The 20,056-nt window shown below is 66.6% G+C and carries 18 protein-coding genes; 5 read left to right on the top strand and 13 right to left on the bottom strand.

Going from position 1 to position 20,056, the window contains the following annotated elements; translation table 11 throughout:
* Positions 1 to 2: 2 nt before the first annotated feature.
* Genes V3B25_RS02650 through V3B25_RS02640 form a run of 3 tightly spaced genes read right to left on the bottom strand, consistent with a single transcriptional unit; the run spans position 3 to position 5,493 of the window.
* Entirely contained in the window at positions 3 to 3,080 is a 3,078-nt protein-coding gene (locus tag V3B25_RS02650) for a CusA/CzcA family heavy metal efflux RND transporter (RefSeq protein ID WP_329809984.1), read from the bottom strand.
* Complete coding sequence (locus V3B25_RS02645; protein ID WP_277778322.1) at positions 3,077 to 4,249, bottom strand: efflux RND transporter periplasmic adaptor subunit; 1,173 nt, start codon at positions 4,247 to 4,249, stop codon at positions 3,077 to 3,079. The genes V3B25_RS02650 and V3B25_RS02645 overlap by 4 nt, the downstream gene beginning before the upstream one ends.
* Entirely contained in the window at positions 4,246 to 5,493 is a 1,248-nt protein-coding gene (locus V3B25_RS02640) for a TolC family protein (protein WP_049422157.1), read from the bottom strand. Before V3B25_RS02640 ends, V3B25_RS02645 begins: the two co-directional genes overlap by 4 nt.
* Before the next feature lie 62 nt (positions 5,494 to 5,555).
* On the opposite strand from V3B25_RS02640, the gene V3B25_RS02635 reads away from it, so the two are divergent.
* A complete protein-coding gene (locus tag V3B25_RS02635; protein ID WP_005413615.1) occupies positions 5,556 to 6,230 on the top strand; it encodes a response regulator in 675 nt (224 codons plus the stop codon).
* A complete protein-coding gene (locus V3B25_RS02630; RefSeq protein WP_049422156.1) occupies positions 6,223 to 7,602 on the top strand; it encodes a sensor histidine kinase in 1,380 nt (459 codons plus the stop codon). Before V3B25_RS02635 ends, V3B25_RS02630 begins: the two co-directional genes overlap by 8 nt.
* A 616-nt stretch (positions 7,603 to 8,218) precedes the next feature.
* Here the strand turns inward: V3B25_RS02630 and V3B25_RS02625 are convergent.
* From V3B25_RS02625 to V3B25_RS02615, 3 genes are all read right to left on the bottom strand, one after another.
* Positions 8,219 to 10,564: a GH92 family glycosyl hydrolase gene (locus V3B25_RS02625; RefSeq protein ID WP_049422966.1), complete on the bottom strand. Its 2,346-nt coding sequence runs from the start codon at positions 10,562 to 10,564 to the stop codon at positions 8,219 to 8,221.
* 102 nt (positions 10,565 to 10,666) lie between these two features.
* On the bottom strand, positions 10,667 to 10,990 hold the full coding sequence (locus V3B25_RS02620; RefSeq protein ID WP_049462508.1) for a thioredoxin family protein: 324 nt from the start codon (positions 10,988 to 10,990) through the stop codon (positions 10,667 to 10,669).
* A gap of 5 nt (positions 10,991 to 10,995) precedes the next feature.
* On the bottom strand, positions 10,996 to 11,412 hold the full coding sequence (locus V3B25_RS02615) for a host attachment family protein (protein WP_019337746.1): 417 nt from the start codon (positions 11,410 to 11,412) through the stop codon (positions 10,996 to 10,998).
* Positions 11,413 to 11,574: 162 nt separating this feature from the next.
* Here V3B25_RS02615 and V3B25_RS02610 point away from each other — a divergent pair, with 162 nt between their 5' ends.
* The 3 genes from V3B25_RS02610 (at position 11,575) to proP (ending at position 13,767) form a co-directional block, all read left to right on the top strand.
* Complete coding sequence (locus tag V3B25_RS02610) at positions 11,575 to 11,802, top strand: hypothetical protein (protein WP_049462507.1); 228 nt, start codon at positions 11,575 to 11,577, stop codon at positions 11,800 to 11,802.
* 85 nt (positions 11,803 to 11,887) lie between these two features.
* Entirely contained in the window at positions 11,888 to 12,016 is a 129-nt protein-coding gene (locus V3B25_RS02605) for a hypothetical protein (RefSeq protein WP_256200907.1), read from the top strand.
* 263 nt (positions 12,017 to 12,279) lie between these two features.
* Positions 12,280 to 13,767: a glycine betaine/L-proline transporter ProP gene (proP, locus tag V3B25_RS02600; RefSeq protein ID WP_329809983.1), complete on the top strand. Its 1,488-nt coding sequence runs from the start codon at positions 12,280 to 12,282 to the stop codon at positions 13,765 to 13,767.
* An 84-nt stretch (positions 13,768 to 13,851) separates the two neighbouring features.
* On the opposite strand, the gene V3B25_RS02595 is transcribed toward proP, so the two are convergent.
* From V3B25_RS02595 to V3B25_RS02565, 7 genes are all read right to left on the bottom strand, one after another.
* On the bottom strand, positions 13,852 to 14,469 hold the full coding sequence (locus V3B25_RS02595; protein WP_201116319.1) for a hypothetical protein: 618 nt from the start codon (positions 14,467 to 14,469) through the stop codon (positions 13,852 to 13,854).
* A 69-nt stretch (positions 14,470 to 14,538) separates the two neighbouring features.
* Positions 14,539 to 15,165 carry an AAA family ATPase gene (locus V3B25_RS02590; RefSeq protein ID WP_329809982.1) on the bottom strand — a complete coding sequence of 209 codons (627 nt, stop codon included), beginning with the start codon at positions 15,163 to 15,165 and terminating at the stop codon, positions 14,539 to 14,541.
* A 3-nt stretch (positions 15,166 to 15,168) separates the two neighbouring features.
* Positions 15,169 to 15,510: a type II toxin-antitoxin system prevent-host-death family antitoxin gene (locus V3B25_RS02585; RefSeq protein WP_005413623.1), complete on the bottom strand. Its 342-nt coding sequence runs from the start codon at positions 15,508 to 15,510 to the stop codon at positions 15,169 to 15,171.
* Positions 15,511 to 15,580: 70 nt separating this feature from the next.
* On the bottom strand, positions 15,581 to 17,176 hold the full coding sequence (locus V3B25_RS02580; RefSeq protein ID WP_329809981.1) for a PAS domain-containing protein: 1,596 nt from the start codon (positions 17,174 to 17,176) through the stop codon (positions 15,581 to 15,583).
* Between the two features lie 9 nt (positions 17,177 to 17,185).
* Complete coding sequence (locus tag V3B25_RS02575; protein WP_019337750.1) at positions 17,186 to 17,590, bottom strand: response regulator; 405 nt, start codon at positions 17,588 to 17,590, stop codon at positions 17,186 to 17,188.
* A gap of 136 nt (positions 17,591 to 17,726) precedes the next feature.
* Entirely contained in the window at positions 17,727 to 19,181 is a 1,455-nt protein-coding gene (locus V3B25_RS02570; protein WP_049422974.1) for a porin family protein, read from the bottom strand.
* Positions 19,182 to 19,271: 90 nt separating this feature from the next.
* A complete protein-coding gene (locus tag V3B25_RS02565) occupies positions 19,272 to 20,036 on the bottom strand; it encodes a Slam-dependent surface lipoprotein (RefSeq protein ID WP_049422975.1) in 765 nt (254 codons plus the stop codon).
* Positions 20,037 to 20,056 lie beyond the last annotated feature (20 nt).

The following is a 20,056-nucleotide window of genomic DNA, read 5'->3' as shown; positions in this document are numbered from 1 at the left end:
GATCAGCCGGCGCGGGCCTCGCGACGCCGGTGCACCCAGTAGTACAGCGTGGGCAGTACCAGCAGGGTCAGCAGCATCGCTGACAGCAGGCCGCCGATCACCACCACCGCCAGCGGCTTCTGGGTCTCGGCGCCGATCGCGTGCGAGGTCGCCATCGGCAGCAGGCCGAACATCGCCAGCAGCGCGGTCATCAGCACCGTACGCAGGCGCTGCAGCGAGCCCTGCACCACCGACTGCAGCAGGTCCATGCCCTGCTCGCGCAGCTGGGCGAAGCGACTGAGCATCACCACACCGTTCAGCACCGCCTGCCCGAACAACGCAATGAAACCGATGGCCGCCGACACCGACAGCGGAATACCGGTCAGCCACAGGGCCAGGATGCCGCCGATCATCGCGAGGGGCACGTTGGCCAGGATCAGTGCTGCGCTGCTGATGTCCTTGAAGGCATCGAACAGCAGCACGAAGATGATCAGCACCGACAGCGGAATCACCCAGCCCAGCCGCTTCATCGCACGCTGCTGGTTCTCGAACTCACCGGACCATTCCAGCCGGTAGCCTTCCGGCAGCTGCACGCTGGCATCCACGCGCTTGCGCATGTCGGCCACCACGCTGCCCATGTCACGACCAGCGATGAAGATGCTGACCGCCTTGACCCGCTGTGCGTTCTCGCGCGAGATATTGATCGCGCCGCTGGCCATGCGGAAGTCGGCCACGTCGGACAACGTCACCGTGTGGCCATCGCCGATGCCCACCGGCACCGTACGCAGCCGTTGCAGGTCACGGTCGGCATCGTCCAGGCGCAACGTGATCGGGAATTTGCGGTCGCCCTCCCACAGCTCGCCGACCTGGCGCCCGCCCAGCGCGGTCTCGATCACTTCGTCGATGTCACGCACATTCAGCCCATAGCGTGCTGCACGGTCGCGGTCGATCTCGATCTGCAGTTGCGGCAACGAGCCATCGCGGTCAATGAAGGCACTCTCCACGCCCTCCACCCCACGCACCTGGCCCAGGATCGCCTGCGCCTGCCGGTTCAGTACGTCCAGATCCGAGCCACTGACCTTGATCACCACCTGGCCTTTGATCTGCGAAATGCTCTCCAGGATGTTGTCGCGCACGGGCTGCGAGATCGAGAACTCCGGCCCCGGAATGCGTTGCTCCAGCGTGCGCTGCAGGTCGCTCACCAGCTGCCGGTTGTCCACGCCCTTCGGCCATTCCTTCTCCGGCTTCAACGCCACCAGCGCCTCGATCTGGTTGGCGCCCTTGGCATCGGAGCCGTCTTCCGGGCGCCCCAGCTTGGCCACCACCGTCGACACCTGCGGGAAGGTGCCGACCAGCTCGCGGATGCGCCGCGACTGCTGCTGTGCTTCGGCCAGGCTGGTGCTGGGGTCGAGTGTGGCGGTCAGCCAGATCGATCCTTCGTCCAGCTCGGGCAGGAACTCCGAGCCCAGGCGGGTACCCAGTGCCAACGTACCCACCAGCAACGCCACTGCGGTCAGCACCACCGCACGTGGCCGGGCCAGTGCACGCTCCAGGATCGGCCGGTACCAGCCGGTCAGGCGGTCCATCAGCGGATTGCCATCTCGCATGCGGTCCCGTCGCAGCCACCAGTAGCAGAACAGCGGCACCACGGTCAGCGCCAGGATCAACGCACCGATCAGGGCCGAGGTCACCGAGTACGCCATCGGTGCGAACATGCGGCCTTCCTGCCGCTGCAGAGTGAAGATCGGAATGTGCGCGGCGATGATGATCAGCATCGAGAAGAACGTCGGCCGGCCCACTTCCGATGCGGCTGAAAGAATGGTCGAGAACCGCGTCTTCCGGTCGGCCGTAGGTGGCAGTTTCGACAATCGCGAGACGATGTGTTCGGTGACGATCACTGCGCCATCGATGATGATGCCGAAGTCCATCGCACCCAAGGACAGCAGGTTGGCCGGCACGCCCCACAGGTGCAGGCCAAGGAAGGTCGACAACAGCGCCAGCGGCATCATTGCCGCCACGATCAGTGCGGCGCGGGCGTTGTACAGGAACAGCCACAGCACCAGGAACACCAGCACCGCACCTTCCAGCAGGTTGCGGAAGACGGTCTTCAAGGTAGTCGACACCAGCCACGATCGGTCGTAGAACGGCTCGATGCTGACCCCGGCCGGCAGCTGGTTCGCTTCGATCTCGGCGATGCGCGCATGCAGGGCGTCGAGCACGTCGGACGGATTCTCACCCTTGCGCATCAGCACCATGCCGAACACCGCATCATCATTGCCGTCCTGGCCGACCAGGCCCTGGCGTGGCAGGCCGGTGTCGGCGACCCCGGCGAGGTCGCGCACCAGGATCGGCGTGCCCCCGCGCTGCGCCACCACCACGTTGCCGATGTCGCCCGGCGAACGCATCAAGCCCACACCACGGATCAGGAACTGCTGCTGGCCGCGCTCCACGTAGCCGCCACCGGCGTTCGAGCTGCCCTTCTCCAGCGCCTCGGCGAACTCACCGAGGCTGATGCCGCGGTCACGCAGCTTGTCCAGGTCCGGTTTGACCTGGAAGGTGCGCGCGAAACCGCCGAAGCTGATCACATCGGCCACGCCCGGCACGGTGCGCAGGCTGCGCTCCATCGTCCATTCCTGCACGGTGCGCAGCTGGGTCGATGTCATGTGCGGGCCCTTGAGCACGTAGCGGTAGATCTCACCCACCGCCGAACTCATCGCTTCCAGCTCCGGGGTCACCCCTTCTGGCAGCTCCACACCCTGCAAGCGCTCCAGCACCTGCTGCCGCGCGAAATAGTCGTCGGCCTTGTCGTCGAAGGTCAGGATGATCATCGACAAGCCGAACTGGGTATGCGAGAACACCCGCACCGAATGCGGAATGCCGGACAAGGCCACTTCCAGCGGCATCGTCACTTCGCGTTCCACCTCTTCGGCGGCGCGGCCCGGGTGCAGCGACACCACCGTCACCTGGGTGTCGGAGACGTCCGGGAAGGCCTCCACCGGCAGCACGCGGAACGCGGCGATGCCGCCGCCGATGAACAACAGCAGTGCCAGCATCACCATCAGCGGCTGGCGCAGGCAATAGGCAATCAGGCGATCGATCATGGGGCGGCATGCCCCGCGCCGGTGCTGGCGGCCGCTGGCGCGCTGTCGACCAGCTGCTGCAGCAGCAGGCCCCCTTCGACCACCACCCTGCTGCCAGCCGCCAGACCGTCACGCACCCACAGTCGACCGTCACCCAGCTCCTCGGCGTGCACGGCGTGGCGCACGTAGCGGCCCTTGCCCTCTTCCACGAACACTACCTGCTTGCCGTCGATCAGCAGCACCGCCGCATCGGGCAACGAGACACCGCCCTCGGCCGGCAACGCCACCTGGGCGCGCACATACTGTCCCGCCTTGAAGCCGCGTGCGCGATTGTCCAGCTCGGCGCGCGCCTGCACCACGCGGCGTTCGCTGTCGACGAAGTCATCCACATGCTGCAGGGTCGCCTGCAGCGGCTGGCCATCTGCACCCGGCACGCTCACCTGCATGCCGGCCTTCAAACGTCCGGCCAGGCTTTCGGGAATGTCCAGCAACAGCCACAGGCGGTCCGGATCGCCGATCACTGCCAACGGCTGATCGCTGTCGGGGCTGACCGACATGCCCGGGCTCATCCGCCGCTCCACCAGCACGCCATCGATGGGAGCGCGCAGCGGCAGGCGCTGGTCGACGCGCTGGCCGTTGCCATAGGCCTTGGCGAAGGCGGCCGCGCGTGCATGATCAGCCTGACTGCCAGCGAAGTTTGCCTCGGCCTCGTCCAGTTCACGACCCGACGCCACTCCCGCCGCATGCAGTTCGCGGGTACGGTCCAGTTCCTTGCGTGCCTGCTTCAGCTCGGCGCGACCACGGGCACCTTCAGCCTGAGCCTGGCCGAACTCGGGCGAGGTGATCCAGGCGATGACCTGGCCGGCTTTCACCTTCTGCCCCGGCTGTGCCTCGATGCGCGCTACCTGCCCCGACAGCGGCGTGTGCAGTGCGCTGGAGCGCGTCTCATCCCAGACCACCCGGCCCGGCAGCTGCAGGCTGGCGCTGGCGCCGGCACTCACTGTCTCGCTGCGCAGCACGTCCAGCTGGCGGCTGTCGGAAGGAAACTGAATCTGGCCGGCACTGACCCGAGGTGCGTCCTCAAGATAGGAAGCTGGCTCTCGACCACAGCCGCCCAGCAGGATCAGCGCCAGCAAGACGGGCAGCACGGCGTATCGCGCCTGCGGGCGATAGGCGACGGTGGACTTCATCGGGATTCTCCTTCGGCAACGGATGTGGCGGCTTCCCAGCGCGCCAGTGCAATGGCATGGTCGGTGCGCGCCTCGATCAGTGCGGCCTCGAAGTCGCGCCAGCTGCGGCGCGCATCCAGCAGATCGGTCAGATTGGCGGCACCGCGCCGGTACGCCAGTTCGATGCCCTGCACCGCCTTGCGTGCGGCGTCGGACTGCAGTCCCTCATAGTCGCTGCGGCGCTGTGCGGCGGACTGCGCGCTGGCCTGCAGCTGGTCCAGCTCGGCGCGTGCTTCGCGCTGCAGCACCTGCAGCTCCAGCGCGGCGCTGTCACGGTCGGCCTCGGCACGCTGGATCGCGCCGCGCGCGCGCGACGGCCCCCCCAGCGGAATGGTCAACGACACGCCCCAGGTAACACCGCTGATGTCGGTCGGCTCTCGTTCGGCCTCTACACCCAGCTGGATGTCGCGATGGCGCTCACTGCGCGCCAGAGCCACGCCCGCGTCGGCCGCAGCCAGGCGCGAACGCGCGGCACGCAGGTCGGCGCGCTGCTGCGGGTCGAACGCGCGCGTATCGACCCTGCCCGCGGGGTCTGGCCACGGATCATCGGCGCTGAGGTCATGGCTGTCGTCGCGGCCGAGCAGCAGCCCCAGCGCATGCCGCGCGTCGCGCAGATCCAGGGCCGCCTCGCGCGCCGCGTCGGCCACCGCCAGGTCGTCCACCGCAAGCCGCGCGCGATCCACCGGTGCCATCGCCCCTGTCGCGACCTGCTTGTCCGCCGCTGCCATCTGTTCGGCCGAACTCTGCCAGTTGGCCTCGGCAATCCGCGCCCGCTCCTGGGCGCCCTTCAGGCCGAAATAGGTTTCATGCAGCGCCACCTGCTGGCGACGCCGCGCATCGAGCATCTCCAGCCCGGCCACTTCCAGCAGCGCGTCGGCCTGGCGGATGCGCAGTGCGCGCTTGCCGCCGCGCTCCCAGGTCCAGCCCAGGCCCACGGTGCTGTCCACCCGCTTGTCCTGCCAGCGTCCGGGGCCGATGCCGTGCTTGGGGCTGATCTTGCTGGTGCCGATCGACAGCTCGGTGGCCGGGCGCAATGCCGCCGTCTGCGCATCGCCCTGCACACCGCGCAGCTCCAGTGCCGCTGCGCGCAGGTCCGGGTTGTGTGCTTCCATTGCGCGCTGCGCTTCCTGCAGGGACAGCGCCGAAGCCGCAGGCGCGCACAGAAGCGTGGCCAGCACGGCCGCAAGACGAGAGGAGAAATTCATGCACGTCACGGTAAGGTGATGCACTTGCGCCAAACTTGCCCCAACCTTGCACGAAGCTTGCAATGCGAATCCTGCTGATCGAAGACGACGCCGCTCTGGCCGATGGACTGATCCGCGCCCTGCAGGGTGCCGGTCATCTGTGCGACCACCTCTCGCGTGGACTGCACGCGCCGGCGGCATTGGCCAGCGCACCGTATGACGTGATGGTGCTGGACCTTTCATTGCCCGACGTCGATGGCCTGGACCTGCTCTCGCGCCTGCGCAACGACGGCGCCACCCTGCCGGTGCTGATCCTGACCGCGCGCGATGGTGTGGAGGACCGCATCCTCGGCCTCGACCGCGGTGGCGACGATTACCTGGCCAAGCCGTTCGCACTCGGTGAGCTGGAAGCCCGCCTGCGTGCACTGTCGCGCCGCCGCAGCGATGCACCGGCGCAGAAACGGCTGGGCCGGTTGTGCTTCGACAGCATCCGCAATGAAGTGCAGGTAGAAGGCCAGCGCATCGAGTTGACCGCGCGCGAACTGTCGCTGGTCGAGGCACTGATGCAGCATCCCGGCCGCACCGTGACCAAGCAGCGCTTGTTCGATGCGCTGTACAGCTGGGACCACGAGGCCAACCTGTCGGTGATCGAGGTGCATGTCAGCCGCCTGCGCCGCAAACTGGAACAGGCGCGCGCCGGCGTCGGCATCCGCATGCTGCGTGGGCTTGGATACCGGCTGGAGGCCGTGGGTGACTGAGCGCGTGCACAGCCTGCGTGGTCTGCTGCTGCGGCGCCTGTGGCTGCCGCTGCTGGTGCTGCTGCTGTGCAGTGCGGTGGGATCATTCGCGTTGGCGCGCTTCTATGCCGGCCAGGTCTACGACCGCTGGCTGCTGGATTCGGCGATGTCGTTGTCCGAGCTGGTGACGGTGCAGGACGGCCGCGCATCCATCGAGATCACCCCTGCGGTATCACGCATGTTCACCTGGGACACCGCCGACGAAGTGCATGGCGAGGTGGTCGATGCGGATGGCGGGCGCCTGTATGGCGACCTGCCCGAGGCATTGCCACGTCCGGCGAGCGCCGCCGCGAATGACGATGCGGTCTACTACGATGCGCGCCTGCGTGGTCAACCGGTGCGCATGGTCGAAGTGGTGGTCAGCGCCGGCCCGGGCCATGACATCCGGCTGCGCGTGGCCGAGACACTGCGCAAGCGCCACCGGCTGGAACGCAAGCTGCTGCTGACCAGCGTTCCGTTCCAGGCCGCGATCCTGGCACTGGCGGCGTGGCTGGCCTGGTCCGGCACCGGCGCCGCCGCCCGCCATGCCAACCTGGTCGCGCGGAAGCTGGCCAGCCCGCGGCCGGATCCATTGGCACCGCTGGATCCGGCGCAGGAAGCCCCGCGCGAACTGTGGCCGGCGGTGGAGGCTTACAACGCGCTGCTGCAGCGCCTGGACGCGATGCAGGATGCGCAGCGGCGCTTCGTCAGCAACGCCGCACATCAACTGCGCACCCCGTTGGCGGCCATGCAGGTGGAGCTGGAGAGTTCATTGCGCCAGCATGATCCGCAGGCCCAGCAGCTGGCGTTGTCCGGCACGCTGGCCGGGTTGGCCCGCTTGCAGCATCTGGTCAACCAACTGCTGATGTTGAGCCGCTCCGAAGATCCACATGGCAGCGCACTGCCGCTGCAGCCAGTGGACCTGGCCGCGTTGGCGCGTAGCGTGGTGGAGCGCTATGCGGACCGTGCATTGGCTGCAGGCGTGGACCTGGGTTATGACGGGCCCGACGACGGCGTGCAGGTACAGGGCGATCCGCAGCTGCTGCGCGAGGCGTTGGGCAACCTGCTGGACAACGCGCTGCGCTACGGTTCCCTACCAGGTGTGATCACCCTCGGCCTTCGGCAGGATGCCGAGGGCGTGCAGGTGTGGGTGGACGATGACGGCTCCGGCATTGCCGAAGCCGAGCGCACGCGCGTCACGGAACGCTTCTACCGGGCCAGCAGCGAAGGCGATGGCTGCGGGCTGGGACTGGCGATCGTGGCCGAGATCGCGCAGCGGCATGGTGCGACCCTGATGATTGATACCGCCCCGATCGGTGGCGCACGTGTGGGGTTGCGGTTTCGATCCCGCTGACGTCCTGCGTGCCAACCAAGGTTGGCACCTACCCGGTCACGCCATCCGGTAGACGCCCACCTTGGTGGGCGCTGTTGACGTCCCGCATGCCAACCGAGGTTGGCACCTACCAAAGGCGCCTCGGCCGGCGGATCCCGGTAGATGCCCACCTTGGTGGGCGCTGTTGACCTCCCGCGTGCCAACCAAGGTTGGCACCTACCAAAAGCACCCCAGCCGGCGGATTCCGGTAGATGCCCACCTTGGTGGGCGCTGTTGACCTCCCGCGTGCCAACCAAGGTTGGCACCTACCAAAGGCACCCCAGCCGGCGGATCCCGGTAGATGCCAATCTTGGTTGGCGCTGTTGATGTTCCGCATGCCAACCAAGGTTGGCACCTACCAAAAGCACCCCAGCCGGCGGATCCCGGTAGATGCCAACCTTGGTTGGCGCTGTTGACGTCCCGTGTGCCAACCGAGGTTGGCACCTACCAAAGGCACCTCGGCCGGCGGATCCCGGTAGATGCCCACCTTGGTGGGCGCTGTTGACCTCCCGCGTGCCAACCGAGGTTGGCACCTACCAAAGGCACCCCAGCCGGCGGATCCCGGTAGATGCCAACCTTGGTTGGCACCTACCCATCATCACCGGCTCATCGAATACGGCGCCTGCGCGCCCTGCCCCGGCCATGCCTTGTTCGGCTCGGCCTGCATGCTGAAGCGCAGTTCGCCACCGGCCAGGATCTCGTCATGGCGCAGGAAGGTGCGCTGCAACGGCTTGCCGTTGAGGCTCACGCTGCCCACATAGGTGTGCCTGTCATCCAGCCCGTCGGCCACGATGGTGAAGGTCTTGCCGTTCGGCAGGCGCATTGCGGTCTTCGGCAGGAACGGGCGACCCAGGATGTACTCGCCCGAGCCCGGGGCCACCGGGTAGAAGCCCAAGGCGGTGAACACGTACCACGCCGACATCTGGCCGACGTCATCATTGCCGGCCAGGCCATCGGGGCGGTCTGCATACTGGGTGTCCATGATCTGCTTCAGGCGCGCCTGCGTGCGCCACGGCTGGCCGGCGTACGAGTACAGGTAGGCCACGTGGTGGCTGGGCTCGTTGCCGTGCGCATACCAGCCGATCAGGCCGGTGATGTCTTCCATGTGCTCGAAGATGGACGGATCGACCTTGGCGTTGAACACCTCGTCCAGGCGGGCGAGCAGCTTGTCACTGCCACCGTGCGCTGCCGCCAGACCGGCCACATCCTGCGGCACGTACCATGAGTACTGCCAGGCATTGCCTTCGGTGTAGTCGGTGCCGTAACCACTTGCGCTGGGATCGAACGGCGTGCGGAAGCTGCCATCGCGCTTGCGTGCGCGCATGAAGCCGGTGTCCTTGTCGAAGGCGTTGCGCCAGTTGCCGGCGCGCTTGTCGAAGGTGGCCGCAACATCGATCTTGCCCATCGCCTGTGCCATGCGCGCGATGGTCCAGTCGTCGAAGGCGTACTCCAGTGTCTTGCTGGCCGCTTCGCCTTCCTCGTCGATCGGCACATAGCCCAGCTCGCGGTACTGCGCGATGCCGTCGTAGGGCCCGTAGTTGGCGGTCTCGACCATCGCCTTCAGTGCCTTGTCGGCGTCGAAGCCGCGGATGCCCTTTACGTAGGCGTCGGCGATCACCGGCACGGCGTGGTAGCCGATCATGCACCAGTCTTCCAGGCCATGGAATGACCACACCGGCAGCATGCCGTACGGGCTGTGCTCATGGTGGGCCAGCATCGAATTGACGAAGTCGCTGTTGCGCTTCTCCGGCTGCACCAGCGTCAGCAGCGGATGCAGCGCGCGGTAGGTATCCCACAGCGAGAACGTGGAGTAGTTGGTGTAGCCCTTGGCCTGGTGCACGGCGTTGTCCGAGCCGCGGTACTGGCCATCGGCATCCATGAACAGCGTTGGCCCCAGCATCGTGTGGTACAGCGCGGTATAGGCGCTGCGTCGCGCATGTTCCGGCGCATCGATATCGAGCACCGACAGCGCCTGCGTCCATTCCTGCTTTGCCTGCGCGCGAACGCGGTCGAAATCGAAGCCGGCCACTTCCGCGTCGAGGTTTGCGATGGCACCAGCTTCACTGACCGGCGAGATCGCCACCTTGACCACCAGCGGTGCATCCAGCTTGCCGAAGGCGAAGGTGCCGACCAGCTGGCGCCCCTCGATCTGTGCGCGCTGCGCCGGATCCTTCTCGCCCGGCGGCGGGAAGCCCTTGTAGACGATGTCCTGCTCGGTGTTGTGCAGCTCATGCCCGGCCAGCGGGCGCGAGAAACGCATCGCGAAATACAGCTGGCGGCCCGGCGCCCAGCCGCGCGTCTCGCGGAAGCCGGTCACCGTGCCATCGGCGCGCACCCGCACCCGCGACCACAGCACCTTGCCCGGGTAGTCGTACATGCTGGTGCGCATGTCCAGCAGCACCTTGGCATCGGTGCCCTTTGGGAAGGCATAGCGGTGCACGCCCACGCGCGCGCTGGTAGTCAGTTCGGCGCGCACCTTGTAGTCGTCCAGGGTGACCGCGTAGTAGCCCGGCTCGGCCTTCTCGTCGTCGTGGCGGAAGCGCGACGCGTAACCGCTGCGCGGCTTTTCCGGATCACCGCGCTCCAGGCCGGGATTACCGGTGAACGGCATCAGCAGGATGTCGCCGAGGTCCGAATGACCGGTTCCGGAAAAATGCGTGTGCGAGAAGCCGACGATGCTGCTGTCGTCGTAGCGATAGCCGGCTGCCCAGCCATAGGCCTTTTCGCGTGGCTGGATGCGTGTGTCCGGGCTGAGCTGGACCATGCCGAACGGCACCGTGGCACCCGGGTAGGTGTGGCCTTCACCTCCAGTACCAATGAACGGGTCGACCGAGGCGTAGGCCTTGTCGGCGGCGGTTTTGGCGGGAGCGGCCGACGCCAGGCCGGAAGCGAGCATTGCCGTGGCGGCGACAGCGATCAGGAGACGACGGTCCAGCGTGGGCATCGGCGTTTGGATCGATTCAGGTGGTAGCCGGATGCTAGCACCGGGCCTGTCACGCCGCATGCTGCAGTGCGACTGCCCGGTGTCCCGCGCCGGGTTCAATCATCAACCGGGAAGCGCGCTCTGCAACGACATGAGGTCCGCACTGTCCAGCGGCCTCACCACCCGCGCGACCTCTTCTCCATCGCGCAGCAGCACCACTGTCGGCCACAGCTTCACCTTGAACGCTCGCCCCAATGGCCTTCCCTTGCCATCCTCGATCTTCCAATGCGGCAGATCGTTCGCTTCGACGAAGGCCTGCAACGCGGGCTGCGCGGCCTGGCAATGACCGCACCAGGGCGCACCGAACTCCAGCACCTGCCACCCAGCTTGCGCCGCCACCCCCGCAAAGGTGGGCTCGTTCGGAAGGTGATCACGCATGAACGGCATGAGCGCTACGCCGCCAGTGCCTTCTGGATGTCTTCCAGCGGCGCGTTGGTCAGGTCCTTGGCAATATCCCCGAGCAATCGCGCCTGGACCTCTTTATGCAGCAGCGGACGAATGCGACCCAGCGTGGTCGGGTCGGCGATCAACACCAGGTGCGCATAGCGGTTCTTCAAGGCATCCTCATTGAGCTGTTCGGCCACCTGCTTGGCGAACGTCGCCTCGTTGAGCTGCGAGACCGACATGTCCTTCGGCACGGCACCCGCAGGCCCCTGCCCGGACACGCCCTGCTCACTGATGTCCTGCAGGCGCAGCTCGCCCTCCTGTTTCAGGGTCAACTGATGGTTGCTGCCCACGTTGGTAAACACCCGTGCCGAACCACCGTCGGCTACCACGATCAGCGTTCCTTCGGGAATCGTCCGCGCCATTGCATCCTCCATCAATTTGAAAAGTGGGTGTGTGCTCCACCTTATGCACGCCGATGTCACCAGAGCGCGTACAGGATGTGATTCCGTCATCGCAATCTGAAATCCGCCCTAAATTTACCGGGAGGCCTGCCGCTATGGCCTCCATCATCGCGAGGAACCTCTGTGCACGCTGGCTCACTGTTCCACGTCTGCTTCGCCACCAGCCTGGCCATTGCCGGCTGCGCCGGATGCATCCACCAGTTCCTGCAGGGCCAACCGTTTTTCGCCCTGGCCATCATGCTCTCGGTGCTTACCATGATCGGCGCCGCACTGGTCACGCGGAAACTGGCACTGCCGGGCGCCTTGGCGATGGCCTGCACGGTGTTCGGTTTGCTGGCGAAGTCGGCCTGAGCCTTCTGAACAGGCGACGTGGAACACAGCGTGCAGATCAGCCCGCTTCGCTGCACGCTCACGCCGGTGCCGTTATGATGAACGGATGATCGACACGACCCACTACGTGACGGGCGCACCTGTTACGTGGGAAGCACTGCCGACCGGCGCTTCGCTTGCCACGATTGCTCCCGCCCTGCATTTCCATCGCCTCGCGCTGGATCCCGGCGGATGACGCCCGCAGGCCCACGGCCTGCCTTCCCCACACGCTGATGTGACACGCGGCTGCCAACTGCGCGGCCGTTGTGATCCCGTTGCCGCGTTTCCGCCCTTGCGGCGGTGCTTTGCCGTGCGCGTGGCGTTGCGCCTGCACACATTCCCCGGCCCCCACGCCGCCTTCCGATGCCCCTGCGCCACTTGCGCCTGCATCGCCGTTTCCGATTTCCGGGACACACCACAGCACCCATTCCCCTATTCCATACCTACAAGGGAGCCCCTATGCAGGACACGCCCGATTCCCATGCCCACTTCGGCTGGTTCAAACGCCGCCGCCACCTGAAGGTCGATGAGATCACCGTCGTCGACAAGCCCATGCTCAAGCGCGCCGTCGGTGCCGCTGCACTCGGCAATGCCATGGAGTGGTTCGACTTCGGTGTCTACGGCTATCTGGCCGTCACCATCGGCCAGGTGTTCTTCCCATCGAGCAATCCCACCGCGCAGGTGATCGCGGCCTTCGCCACCTTCACCGTGGCATTCCTGGTGCGCCCGCTGGGTGGCCTGGTGTTCGGCCCACTCGGCGACCGCTACGGGCGCCAGAAAGTGCTGGCGTTCACCATGATCCTGATGGCGCTGGGCACGTTCTCGATCGGCCTGATTCCCTCCTATGAGCGCATCGGCATCTGGGCGCCGGTGCTGTTGCTGCTGGCGCGCGTGGTGCAGGGCTTTTCCACCGGTGGCGAATATGGCGGCGCGGCCACCTTCATCGCCGAGTATTCCACCGACCGCAACCGCGGGTTGATGGGCAGCTGGCTGGAGTTCGGCACGCTGGGCGGCTACATCGCCGGCGCCGGTACGGTCACCGCACTGCACATGCTGTTGAGCAACGCACAGATGCTGGACTGGGGCTGGCGCATTCCGTTCCTGGTGGCTGGCCCACTCGGCCTGCTCGGCCTGTACATGCGCATGAAGCTGGAAGAGACCCCGGCATTCCGCGCCTTCGCCGAGGAAGCCGAGAAGCGCGAGCACGACCGGCCCGGGCTGGCCGCGCTGATCCAGGTGCACGGCCGCCAGCTGCTGGTGTGCATGGGCCTGGTGCTGGTGTTCAACGTCACCGACTACATGCTGTTGACCTACATGCCCAGCTACCTCAGCGTCACCATGGGCTACGCCGAGAGCAAAGGCCTGCTGCTGATCATCATCGTGATGCTGGTGATGATGCCGCTGAACATCGTCGGCGGATTGTTCAGTGACAAGCTGGGCCGCCGGCCGATGATCATCGGCGCCTGCATCGCGCTGCTGGTACTGGCGATTCCATGCCTGCTGCTGGTCGGCAGCGGCAACGACTGGATGATCTTCCTTGGCCTGATGCTGCTGGGCCTGGCGCTGGTGTGCTTCACCAGTTCGATGCCGTCCACGCTGCCGGCGCTGTTCTATACCCCGGTGCGCTACAGCGCGCTGTCGATCGCCTTCAACGTCTCGGTATCGTTGTTCGGTGGCACCACGCCGCTGGTGACCGCGTGGCTGGTGGAGCGTACCGGCGACCCGCTGGTGCCGGCCTACTACCTGATGGGCGCGGCGGTGGTCGGCCTGATCACGATGCTGTTCGTGAAGGAAACCGCCGGCCTGCCGTTGCGTGGTTCACCGCCGGCCGTCGGCAGCGACAGGGAAGCTGCGGCGCTGTTGAAGAGCGATGTGCCGGTCACGGTGGACCCGAGCCTGCCGCCGCTGCCGGACGTTGCTGAGCCTGAGCAGGTGAAGCCGGCCTGAGGCTCGCCGCGAAATGCCACACGCATGGCCTGGATCTACATGGGGCCTGCGGCGCCGGGCGGATACGCCCGGCGCTACCTGGCGCTATTTCTTGATGCGGGTCAGCTTCCCCGGCGTCCAACGCAGCGTCCAGGTGTAGTTTCCGTCCGGCGGACAGACGTGGCGGTTCGGGCTCTTCCATTCGCAGACCGTCGCCCCGGCACTGACGGTGAAATCGACAATGATGCGATCCCCCTGGATGCGGATCGCGCGGATGGCGCCTGGAATCTGTTCAACCGCGTCGTCACCATAGCCATACTGGCGGATGGCGGCATAGTCCTCTGCTTCCACCGGCGACAGGCTGTTCGGGTTCTCCTGGCCGCGCGGATCGTTCGCTGTCAGCGCCGTCATCACCGCCACCACATTGCGTTGCGCGAAGCTGCCGCCGGTGTAGGTGGACGTGTAGAAGTACACGACCTCGGCACGGCCATCGCCATCGAGGTCGGCAACAGCGGTCCACACCGGACGGAAATCGGATTCAATGTCGTCGCCGGGAATCAGCCGCAGGTTGGCTTCGGCGGCGTGGTAGGCCTGTACCAGGCTGGGCGGCGGCACCACCCGCTTGGACGCGGCAGGTGCGGCCGTCGCCGTCAGGCTGGACAGTGCCAGCGCAGCAAGCACCAGACAGATCGAAGTGGAGCGGAACGTCGCTGGTCCGTGCATGTCATCCTCCTTGATTGTGCGGTCAGTCTAACCGCAGCTCCGGTGGCGCAAGTCATGCACGGCGCGGATCTACTGCGGGGTGTCCAACTCCATCGCACGCATCACGATCGGTTTGGCCCAGTCCGGCGTATGCAGCAGTTCGGCCACCGAGACCGGGTACTGCAGCTGGCCATGCGCCATCGCCAGCACCGGTAGCGGCTCGACGCAGCCTTCTGCGTCGGCCGGCGCGCTGTTGTCGTAGACATGCAGCTCAGCCAGGTGCGGCAGCAGGTCCAACAGGTTCTCGCGCGCCGAATCGAAGCGGGCGTGGATCTTTTCCACCGGAATATCGTGGCCACCGGCCTCTACCCGCGCCGCCACGCGGGCGATGTGCAGCTCGACCGTGGCCAGGCCACAGAACCAGATCGCGACGTGATGGTGCTCGCAGGCCTCGCGAAGCAGGCGTGGAATGGTGTTGCCACCCAACGTGGTCTCGAAGGCGAAGTCCGTGCCATCGGCCATGGCCTGGCGCAGGCGGCGGGTGCCTTCCTGCCAGGCCTCGGCATTGGCTTCGGGCAGCGGCCAGCCAGCCTCGACCAGGCGGCGGGTGAACGAATCGGGGTTGAACCAGCTCAGTCCTTCGGCTTCCAGCCAGGTACCCAGCAGCGAACTTTTGCCGGCGCCATTGACGCCGGCCAGCACCAGGATCCGCCCCATCGTTCAGAGCGGACGGCCGAGGGTGACCTTGCGGCCACGGCGGATCGGCTGGCCCAGCACCTTGCCCAGCCCCTCACCGCGCTGCAGGCTGGCCAGGGTCTGGTCGAACTCACCGCGCAGGCGCAGCAGTTCTTCACTGCGCTCACCGGCGTCACCGCCAGCGGCCTTGGCCAGCAGCTCCTGGTATGTGCGGATATCCACGATCACCGCTTCGGGATGATTATGGTTGGTGATGACCAGTGCCTGCTTCTCGCGCACGGTGCGCATCAGGCTCGGCCAGCCACGGGTCTTCACCGACGAGGCCGGGGCCTTTTCGAGGCCAGGCAGATCCAGCGGCAGGGTCATGGCACGGCTCCAGACGGGGATAGTTGAGGCCATTATGCCCAATTTGGCCCAATTGGGGATAAATGGACCTTTACCTGACGGAACCCTCCGCCGCCGCGCCCGGAGCATCGGTCTGCAGCAGGCTGTCGCGCTCCCGCAACGGGAAGCGGATCCAGGCATCCAGGCCTTGTGGGCCAAAGCGCAGCTCCCCGCTGCCAGCCAGTTCGTACGGCACGCGCTGCTCGATCAGCGCCCGGCCCAGGCCGCGCTGGCGGGGCAGCTCCCAGTCCTCCACCTCGGCATGACGCTCGCACCAGTGCAGGCCCAGCCATGGCTGGCCGGCCTGAACCTGCAGATCCCAGGTGACCTCGATCCGGCCATCCTCATGGGTGAGCGCGCCATGCCTCAGCGCGTTGGTCGCTAATTCGTGGATCGCCAGGGACAGTACTTCGGCTGCTTTCGGCGGCAGCAGCACGTCCTCGCCCTGCAGGCGGTAGGCGGCCGCTGCCGGCGTCTGCGCAGCGATCTCCTCGTCGAGCATGCCACGCAGGCAGACGCCGGCATTGGCACCACGGGTCAGCAGGCTCTGCGTGCGTGCCAGCGACATCAGTCGCCCGCACAACCGTTCAGCGTATTCATCCACACTGCTGACCGACTCGCGGGTCCGCCAGGCAATGGCATGGATGGTCGACATGATGTTGCGCACCCGGTGCTGCAGTTCGGCCAGCAATACCGATTGACACTCAGTGGCACGCTTGAGGTCGTCGATGTCCACCGCGATGGCAAATACCCCGCTGACCTCACCGTCGCCATCGCGCAGGGGCGCGGCAGCGACGCGGGTCCAGCGCGCGCGGCCATCATCATGCAGGTACTGGAACTCCAGCCCCGGCACCACGGTCTCGCCGCGCATCGCGCGGGCGATGGCGAAGTCGTGCGCCTCGATGGCGTTACCGTCCGCATGCCACCCGCGCCATCGATGCAGGTTCACCTCATCCGTGGAAGGCACCTTGCCGCTGGGCAGGTAGGCACGCATCTGGTCGTTGGACAGCTGCAAGCGCCCCTCGGTGTCGACAATGCAGACACCTACCGGCAGCACCTTGAAGGCCAATGCCAGGCGCCGGTCCGCCTCCCGCCGCTTCTGCTCTTCGCGCTCGCGTGCCAATTGGGCCACATGTGCCGCTGTGGTCTCGAACATGGTCACCAACACGCCGTTGATGCGCCCCTCCTCGCCACGGATCGGGCTGTAGGTAATGGTGAACCAGACGTCCTCCAACCGCCCTCGGCGCGCCAGAGGATAGAGCTTGTCCTCGTAAGTGATGGTTTCGCCCTGCCAGACGCGCTGGTAGATCGGCCCGTTGATATGCCACACCTCGGGCCAGCACTCGCGGGTCGGCTGGCCGAGCCCGCCGGGATGCTTGTCGGCCAGGATCTCGGCATAACCATCGTTGTAGAGCTGCACCAGCTGCTCGCCCCACAGCACGATCATCGGGAAGCCATGGGCCAGCATCAGGTCGACGGTGGCGCGCAGGTGGGGCGGCCACTGCTCACAGGCACCCAATGGCGTGGACGACCAGTCGTGGCGGGCGATGCGCGCGGCCATGCCATCGTGGCGCGCATGCAGGCGCGGCGCAGGTGGCATCGAGCCACGCAGCTTGGCAGCGTGGATGCCTTCAGGACCGCGCGACATGCCGCGCAATCAGGCGATGCCCGCAGAGACCTGCGGCGCCGCCACCAGCCCGGCCAGCTGCTGCACCAGGGTTTCGATGTGATAAGGCTTGGTACAGCGCGGCGCGCTGGCGAAGCGGCTGGGCAGGTTGTCGTCGTAACCGGAGGTCAGCAGAAAGGGCGTACCCGCCTCGGCCAGCCGATCGGCCAGCGGATAGACCTGCTCACCGCCCAGGTTGATGTCCAGCAATGCCACATCGATGGGATGGGTATCGACCAGTTGCCCCAGCGCCTGCAGGTCACCGGCCGGCCCCACCACCTGTGCGCCTTTCAGCTCCAGATAGTCGACCAGGAACATCGCGATGGCGAATTCATCCTCCGCCACCAGTACACGCAGCCCTTTCAGGCCCTCTGGTTTGTTGCCCGCTTCCAGCACGACCGGCGCTCCTCGATACACGCGGCCCAGCTCTGCCGCAACGCCCGCAGGATGCGCGAACCGGGCTACAAGAGCGCGTGATGATGGATGAAGATCGCGGCCACGGCCCGTTCACCGCGGCATTGCAGCGGCGTGTTCAGAAGGCCCGCTCCCACTTCAGGCTGAGCAGGCTGCGGTCGTGGCTGTACAGCCAGCCAACGTTGCTGTCGATGCGCGCGTAGCGCAGGCTCAGGCTGGGTACCAGCCCGGCCACGGCAAGACGCTCGCTGCGCACGATGGCGATCAGGTTCTGTTCGTCGTCCTGCCTGCGCGCCTCCAGCAGCGGACTCCAGGCATCGTAATCGCGATGGCGCAGCGACACGAACACCGTGGCCGTGGTGCCACTCCACTGCCGTGCCGCGCCCAGCCGCAGGCCGCGCTGGCGGTAGCCGTTGGCCGGGTCGGCTGCGCTGCTGCCGGTGACATCCAGCCCGGCGAACACCGTCCAGCGCGGATTGAACGCGCGGAACCAGGTGGCATACAACGATGCCAGCTCGCCGTCGTAGTTGCTGGCCAGCCCCTGCTGGCGATACCGCTGGCGCTTCCAGTCGGCCTCCAGCTTGAGCAGGCTGCGCGCATCCAGGGCATATTGCCATTCGCCATGCAGCCCGCTGCCGCCCTGCAGGGCCCGGTTGCCGAGGCTCTGATAGTCATAGCTGGGGGCGATCTGAAGGGTATGCCGTGCGCTACGCCAGCTGTAACCCGCCTGCACGTTGGCATTTAGCTCGTTGTAGGCGCTCTGCCCGCGCCATGCCTGGCCGAATGCAAGGCCACGCACGTACACGCCATGGTGGCCCCTCAGGGCCCAGCGACGTTCGAGGTTACCGTCGTAGTCCAGGCCCATGGCGCGCTGGGCATCGGGAAGATTGCGCTGGATGATGCAGGTGTCGCCTACCCCGAACAGGCAGGTGCGGCTGGCCGAACTACGGTTGATGTTGTCACTCCATGCCGGGCCGGCGGACAGCGCGCCTTTCCAGCGCTGGCGCGCCTGCAGCGCAGCCAGATAGGCGTCCACCCGTCCGCGTACACCTGCGGTGGCAGGGTCATCGGCATTGATGCCATCCGCGATCGCCGTGAACAACGCCACCGCATCGCGATCGCGCTGGTCCTCAGCGTAGACGCGCGCCAATTCAAGGCGGGCCGGCAGGAAATCCGGCTGTGCCTCCAGCAGCGCTTCGTACTCGTTGGCCGCGCGATGGTGATTGCCGGCCACCCGCGCCAGGCCGCCCTGCGCATAGTGGCGCAGCAACGGGTCGTGGCCAGGCAGTTCGATGTATTCATCCAGGAAGCGTTGCGCGGCGCCCCATTGCTGATGCTGCAGCGACAGGTACAGCGCCTGGCCCAGATCGTCGACGGTGCGCTCCACGCGCAGCGTCTGGCCATCGATGGTGATGGTCGGCCGCGCCGACTCGGCCTGCTGCAGGCGCTGCTGGTCCTGCTGCTGGTGGCGAAGGTCGGTGCCCTGTTCAAGCACGCGTCGAAGATCGTCCTGCTGGGCGCGCACATCGGTGGCAGCCAACAGCAGTACGACAAGGAAGATGGAGTGGCGCATGGTCGATCCGTGGTGGTGCATGCAGCGGGCCGAAGCAGGGACTGGCGGATCGCGGCTTGTCCCTGCCCTGCCCCGTCAGGGGCGTGGCGATCAGTTCTTGCTGCCGCCGAAGGCGGTGTCGTACTGGCTGTTGCCGGCGAACGTGGCGATACCGGCCAGGGTGGCGGCGTTGGCGCCGAAGAACTGGCCCTGGGTGGCACCGGCAACGGTGCCGTTGGCGGTGGCGGTACCCGCGAACGAGGCGTTGGCGGCGTTGATGTTGGCGTTGACGTTGATCGCCAGGCCGCCACCGGTCAGGCCGCCGAGCAGCTTGCCGCTGCCGAAGTCCGCACGGAAGGTGCCGGACAGCAGGTTGCTGCCGTTGAACTTGTTCAGGCCCGCGACGCTGTAGGTGGCCACACCGGCGGGCAGCGTGGTGCCGGCACGGTCACCGACGAAGTACACCTGGCGGTTGTTGAAGCCACCGGCGGCGCCATCCTTGGACCATTCGCCGAACCACACATCGCCGCTGCCGACCTTGACGAAGTTGAAGTGGCCCATGCCGGCATGGCTACCTGGTGCGCCGGTGATCGGCATGGCCAGGGTACGCACGGCGGTGCCATTGACGGTGGTGGTGCCCGAGTACAGGCTTAGGCCCTGGAAATCGACCGGCTTTGCGTTGGACACGGTGCCGACGCCGATACCGGCCTTGCCTGCCTGGTGCGGGCCACCGTTGACCTGCGATTCGCCGACGGCGACGTACAGCTCGGCGTCGGTCACCGGGCTGGCCGCACCGACGATGTCAGCGGCATGCGCGGCGCCGGCCAGGGCAAAGGTGGCAGCAACGGCGAGCACCGAGCGGGAGATCATCTTCATGGTATTGCTCCTTGGGTTGT

The sequence above is a fragment of the Stenotrophomonas sp. SMYL8 genome, from assembly GCF_036320065.1.
GTDB lineage: Bacteria > Pseudomonadota > Gammaproteobacteria > Xanthomonadales > Xanthomonadaceae > Stenotrophomonas > Stenotrophomonas maltophilia_A.
The sequence above is the reverse complement of the archived record's forward strand: the minus strand, read 5'-3'. Positions and strand labels throughout refer to the sequence as shown.

What these genes read in the sequence shown, in the direction of transcription:
- V3B25_RS02650 (WP_329809984.1), bottom strand. Translation starts at nt 3,080, where the DNA reads ATGATCGATCGCCTGATTGCCTATTGCCTGCGCCAGCCGCTGATGGTG.
- V3B25_RS02645 (WP_277778322.1), bottom strand. Translation starts at nt 4,249, where the DNA reads ATGAAGTCCACCGTCGCCTATCGCCCGCAGGCGCGATACGCCGTGCTG.
- V3B25_RS02640 (WP_049422157.1), bottom strand. Translation starts at nt 5,493, where the DNA reads ATGAATTTCTCCTCTCGTCTTGCGGCCGTGCTGGCCACGCTTCTGTGC.
- V3B25_RS02635 (WP_005413615.1), top strand. Translation starts at nt 5,556, where the DNA reads ATGCGAATCCTGCTGATCGAAGACGACGCCGCTCTGGCCGATGGACTG.
- V3B25_RS02625 (WP_049422966.1), bottom strand. Translation starts at nt 10,564, where the DNA reads ATGCCCACGCTGGACCGTCGTCTCCTGATCGCTGTCGCCGCCACGGCA.
- V3B25_RS02620 (WP_049462508.1), bottom strand. Translation starts at nt 10,990, where the DNA reads ATGCCGTTCATGCGTGATCACCTTCCGAACGAGCCCACCTTTGCGGGG.
- V3B25_RS02615 (WP_019337746.1), bottom strand. Translation starts at nt 11,412, where the DNA reads ATGGCGCGGACGATTCCCGAAGGAACGCTGATCGTGGTAGCCGACGGT.
- V3B25_RS02605 (WP_256200907.1), top strand. Translation starts at nt 11,888, where the DNA reads ATGATCGACACGACCCACTACGTGACGGGCGCACCTGTTACGTGGGAA.
- proP (WP_329809983.1), top strand. Translation starts at nt 12,280, where the DNA reads ATGCAGGACACGCCCGATTCCCATGCCCACTTCGGCTGGTTCAAACGC.
- V3B25_RS02595 (WP_201116319.1), bottom strand. Translation starts at nt 14,469, where the DNA reads ATGCACGGACCAGCGACGTTCCGCTCCACTTCGATCTGTCTGGTGCTT.
- V3B25_RS02590 (WP_329809982.1), bottom strand. Translation starts at nt 15,165, where the DNA reads ATGGGGCGGATCCTGGTGCTGGCCGGCGTCAATGGCGCCGGCAAAAGT.
- V3B25_RS02585 (WP_005413623.1), bottom strand. Translation starts at nt 15,510, where the DNA reads ATGACCCTGCCGCTGGATCTGCCTGGCCTCGAAAAGGCCCCGGCCTCG.
- V3B25_RS02580 (WP_329809981.1), bottom strand. Translation starts at nt 17,176, where the DNA reads ATGTCGCGCGGTCCTGAAGGCATCCACGCTGCCAAGCTGCGTGGCTCG.
- V3B25_RS02570 (WP_049422974.1), bottom strand. Translation starts at nt 19,181, where the DNA reads ATGCGCCACTCCATCTTCCTTGTCGTACTGCTGTTGGCTGCCACCGAT.
- V3B25_RS02565 (WP_049422975.1), bottom strand. Translation starts at nt 20,036, where the DNA reads ATGAAGATGATCTCCCGCTCGGTGCTCGCCGTTGCTGCCACCTTTGCC.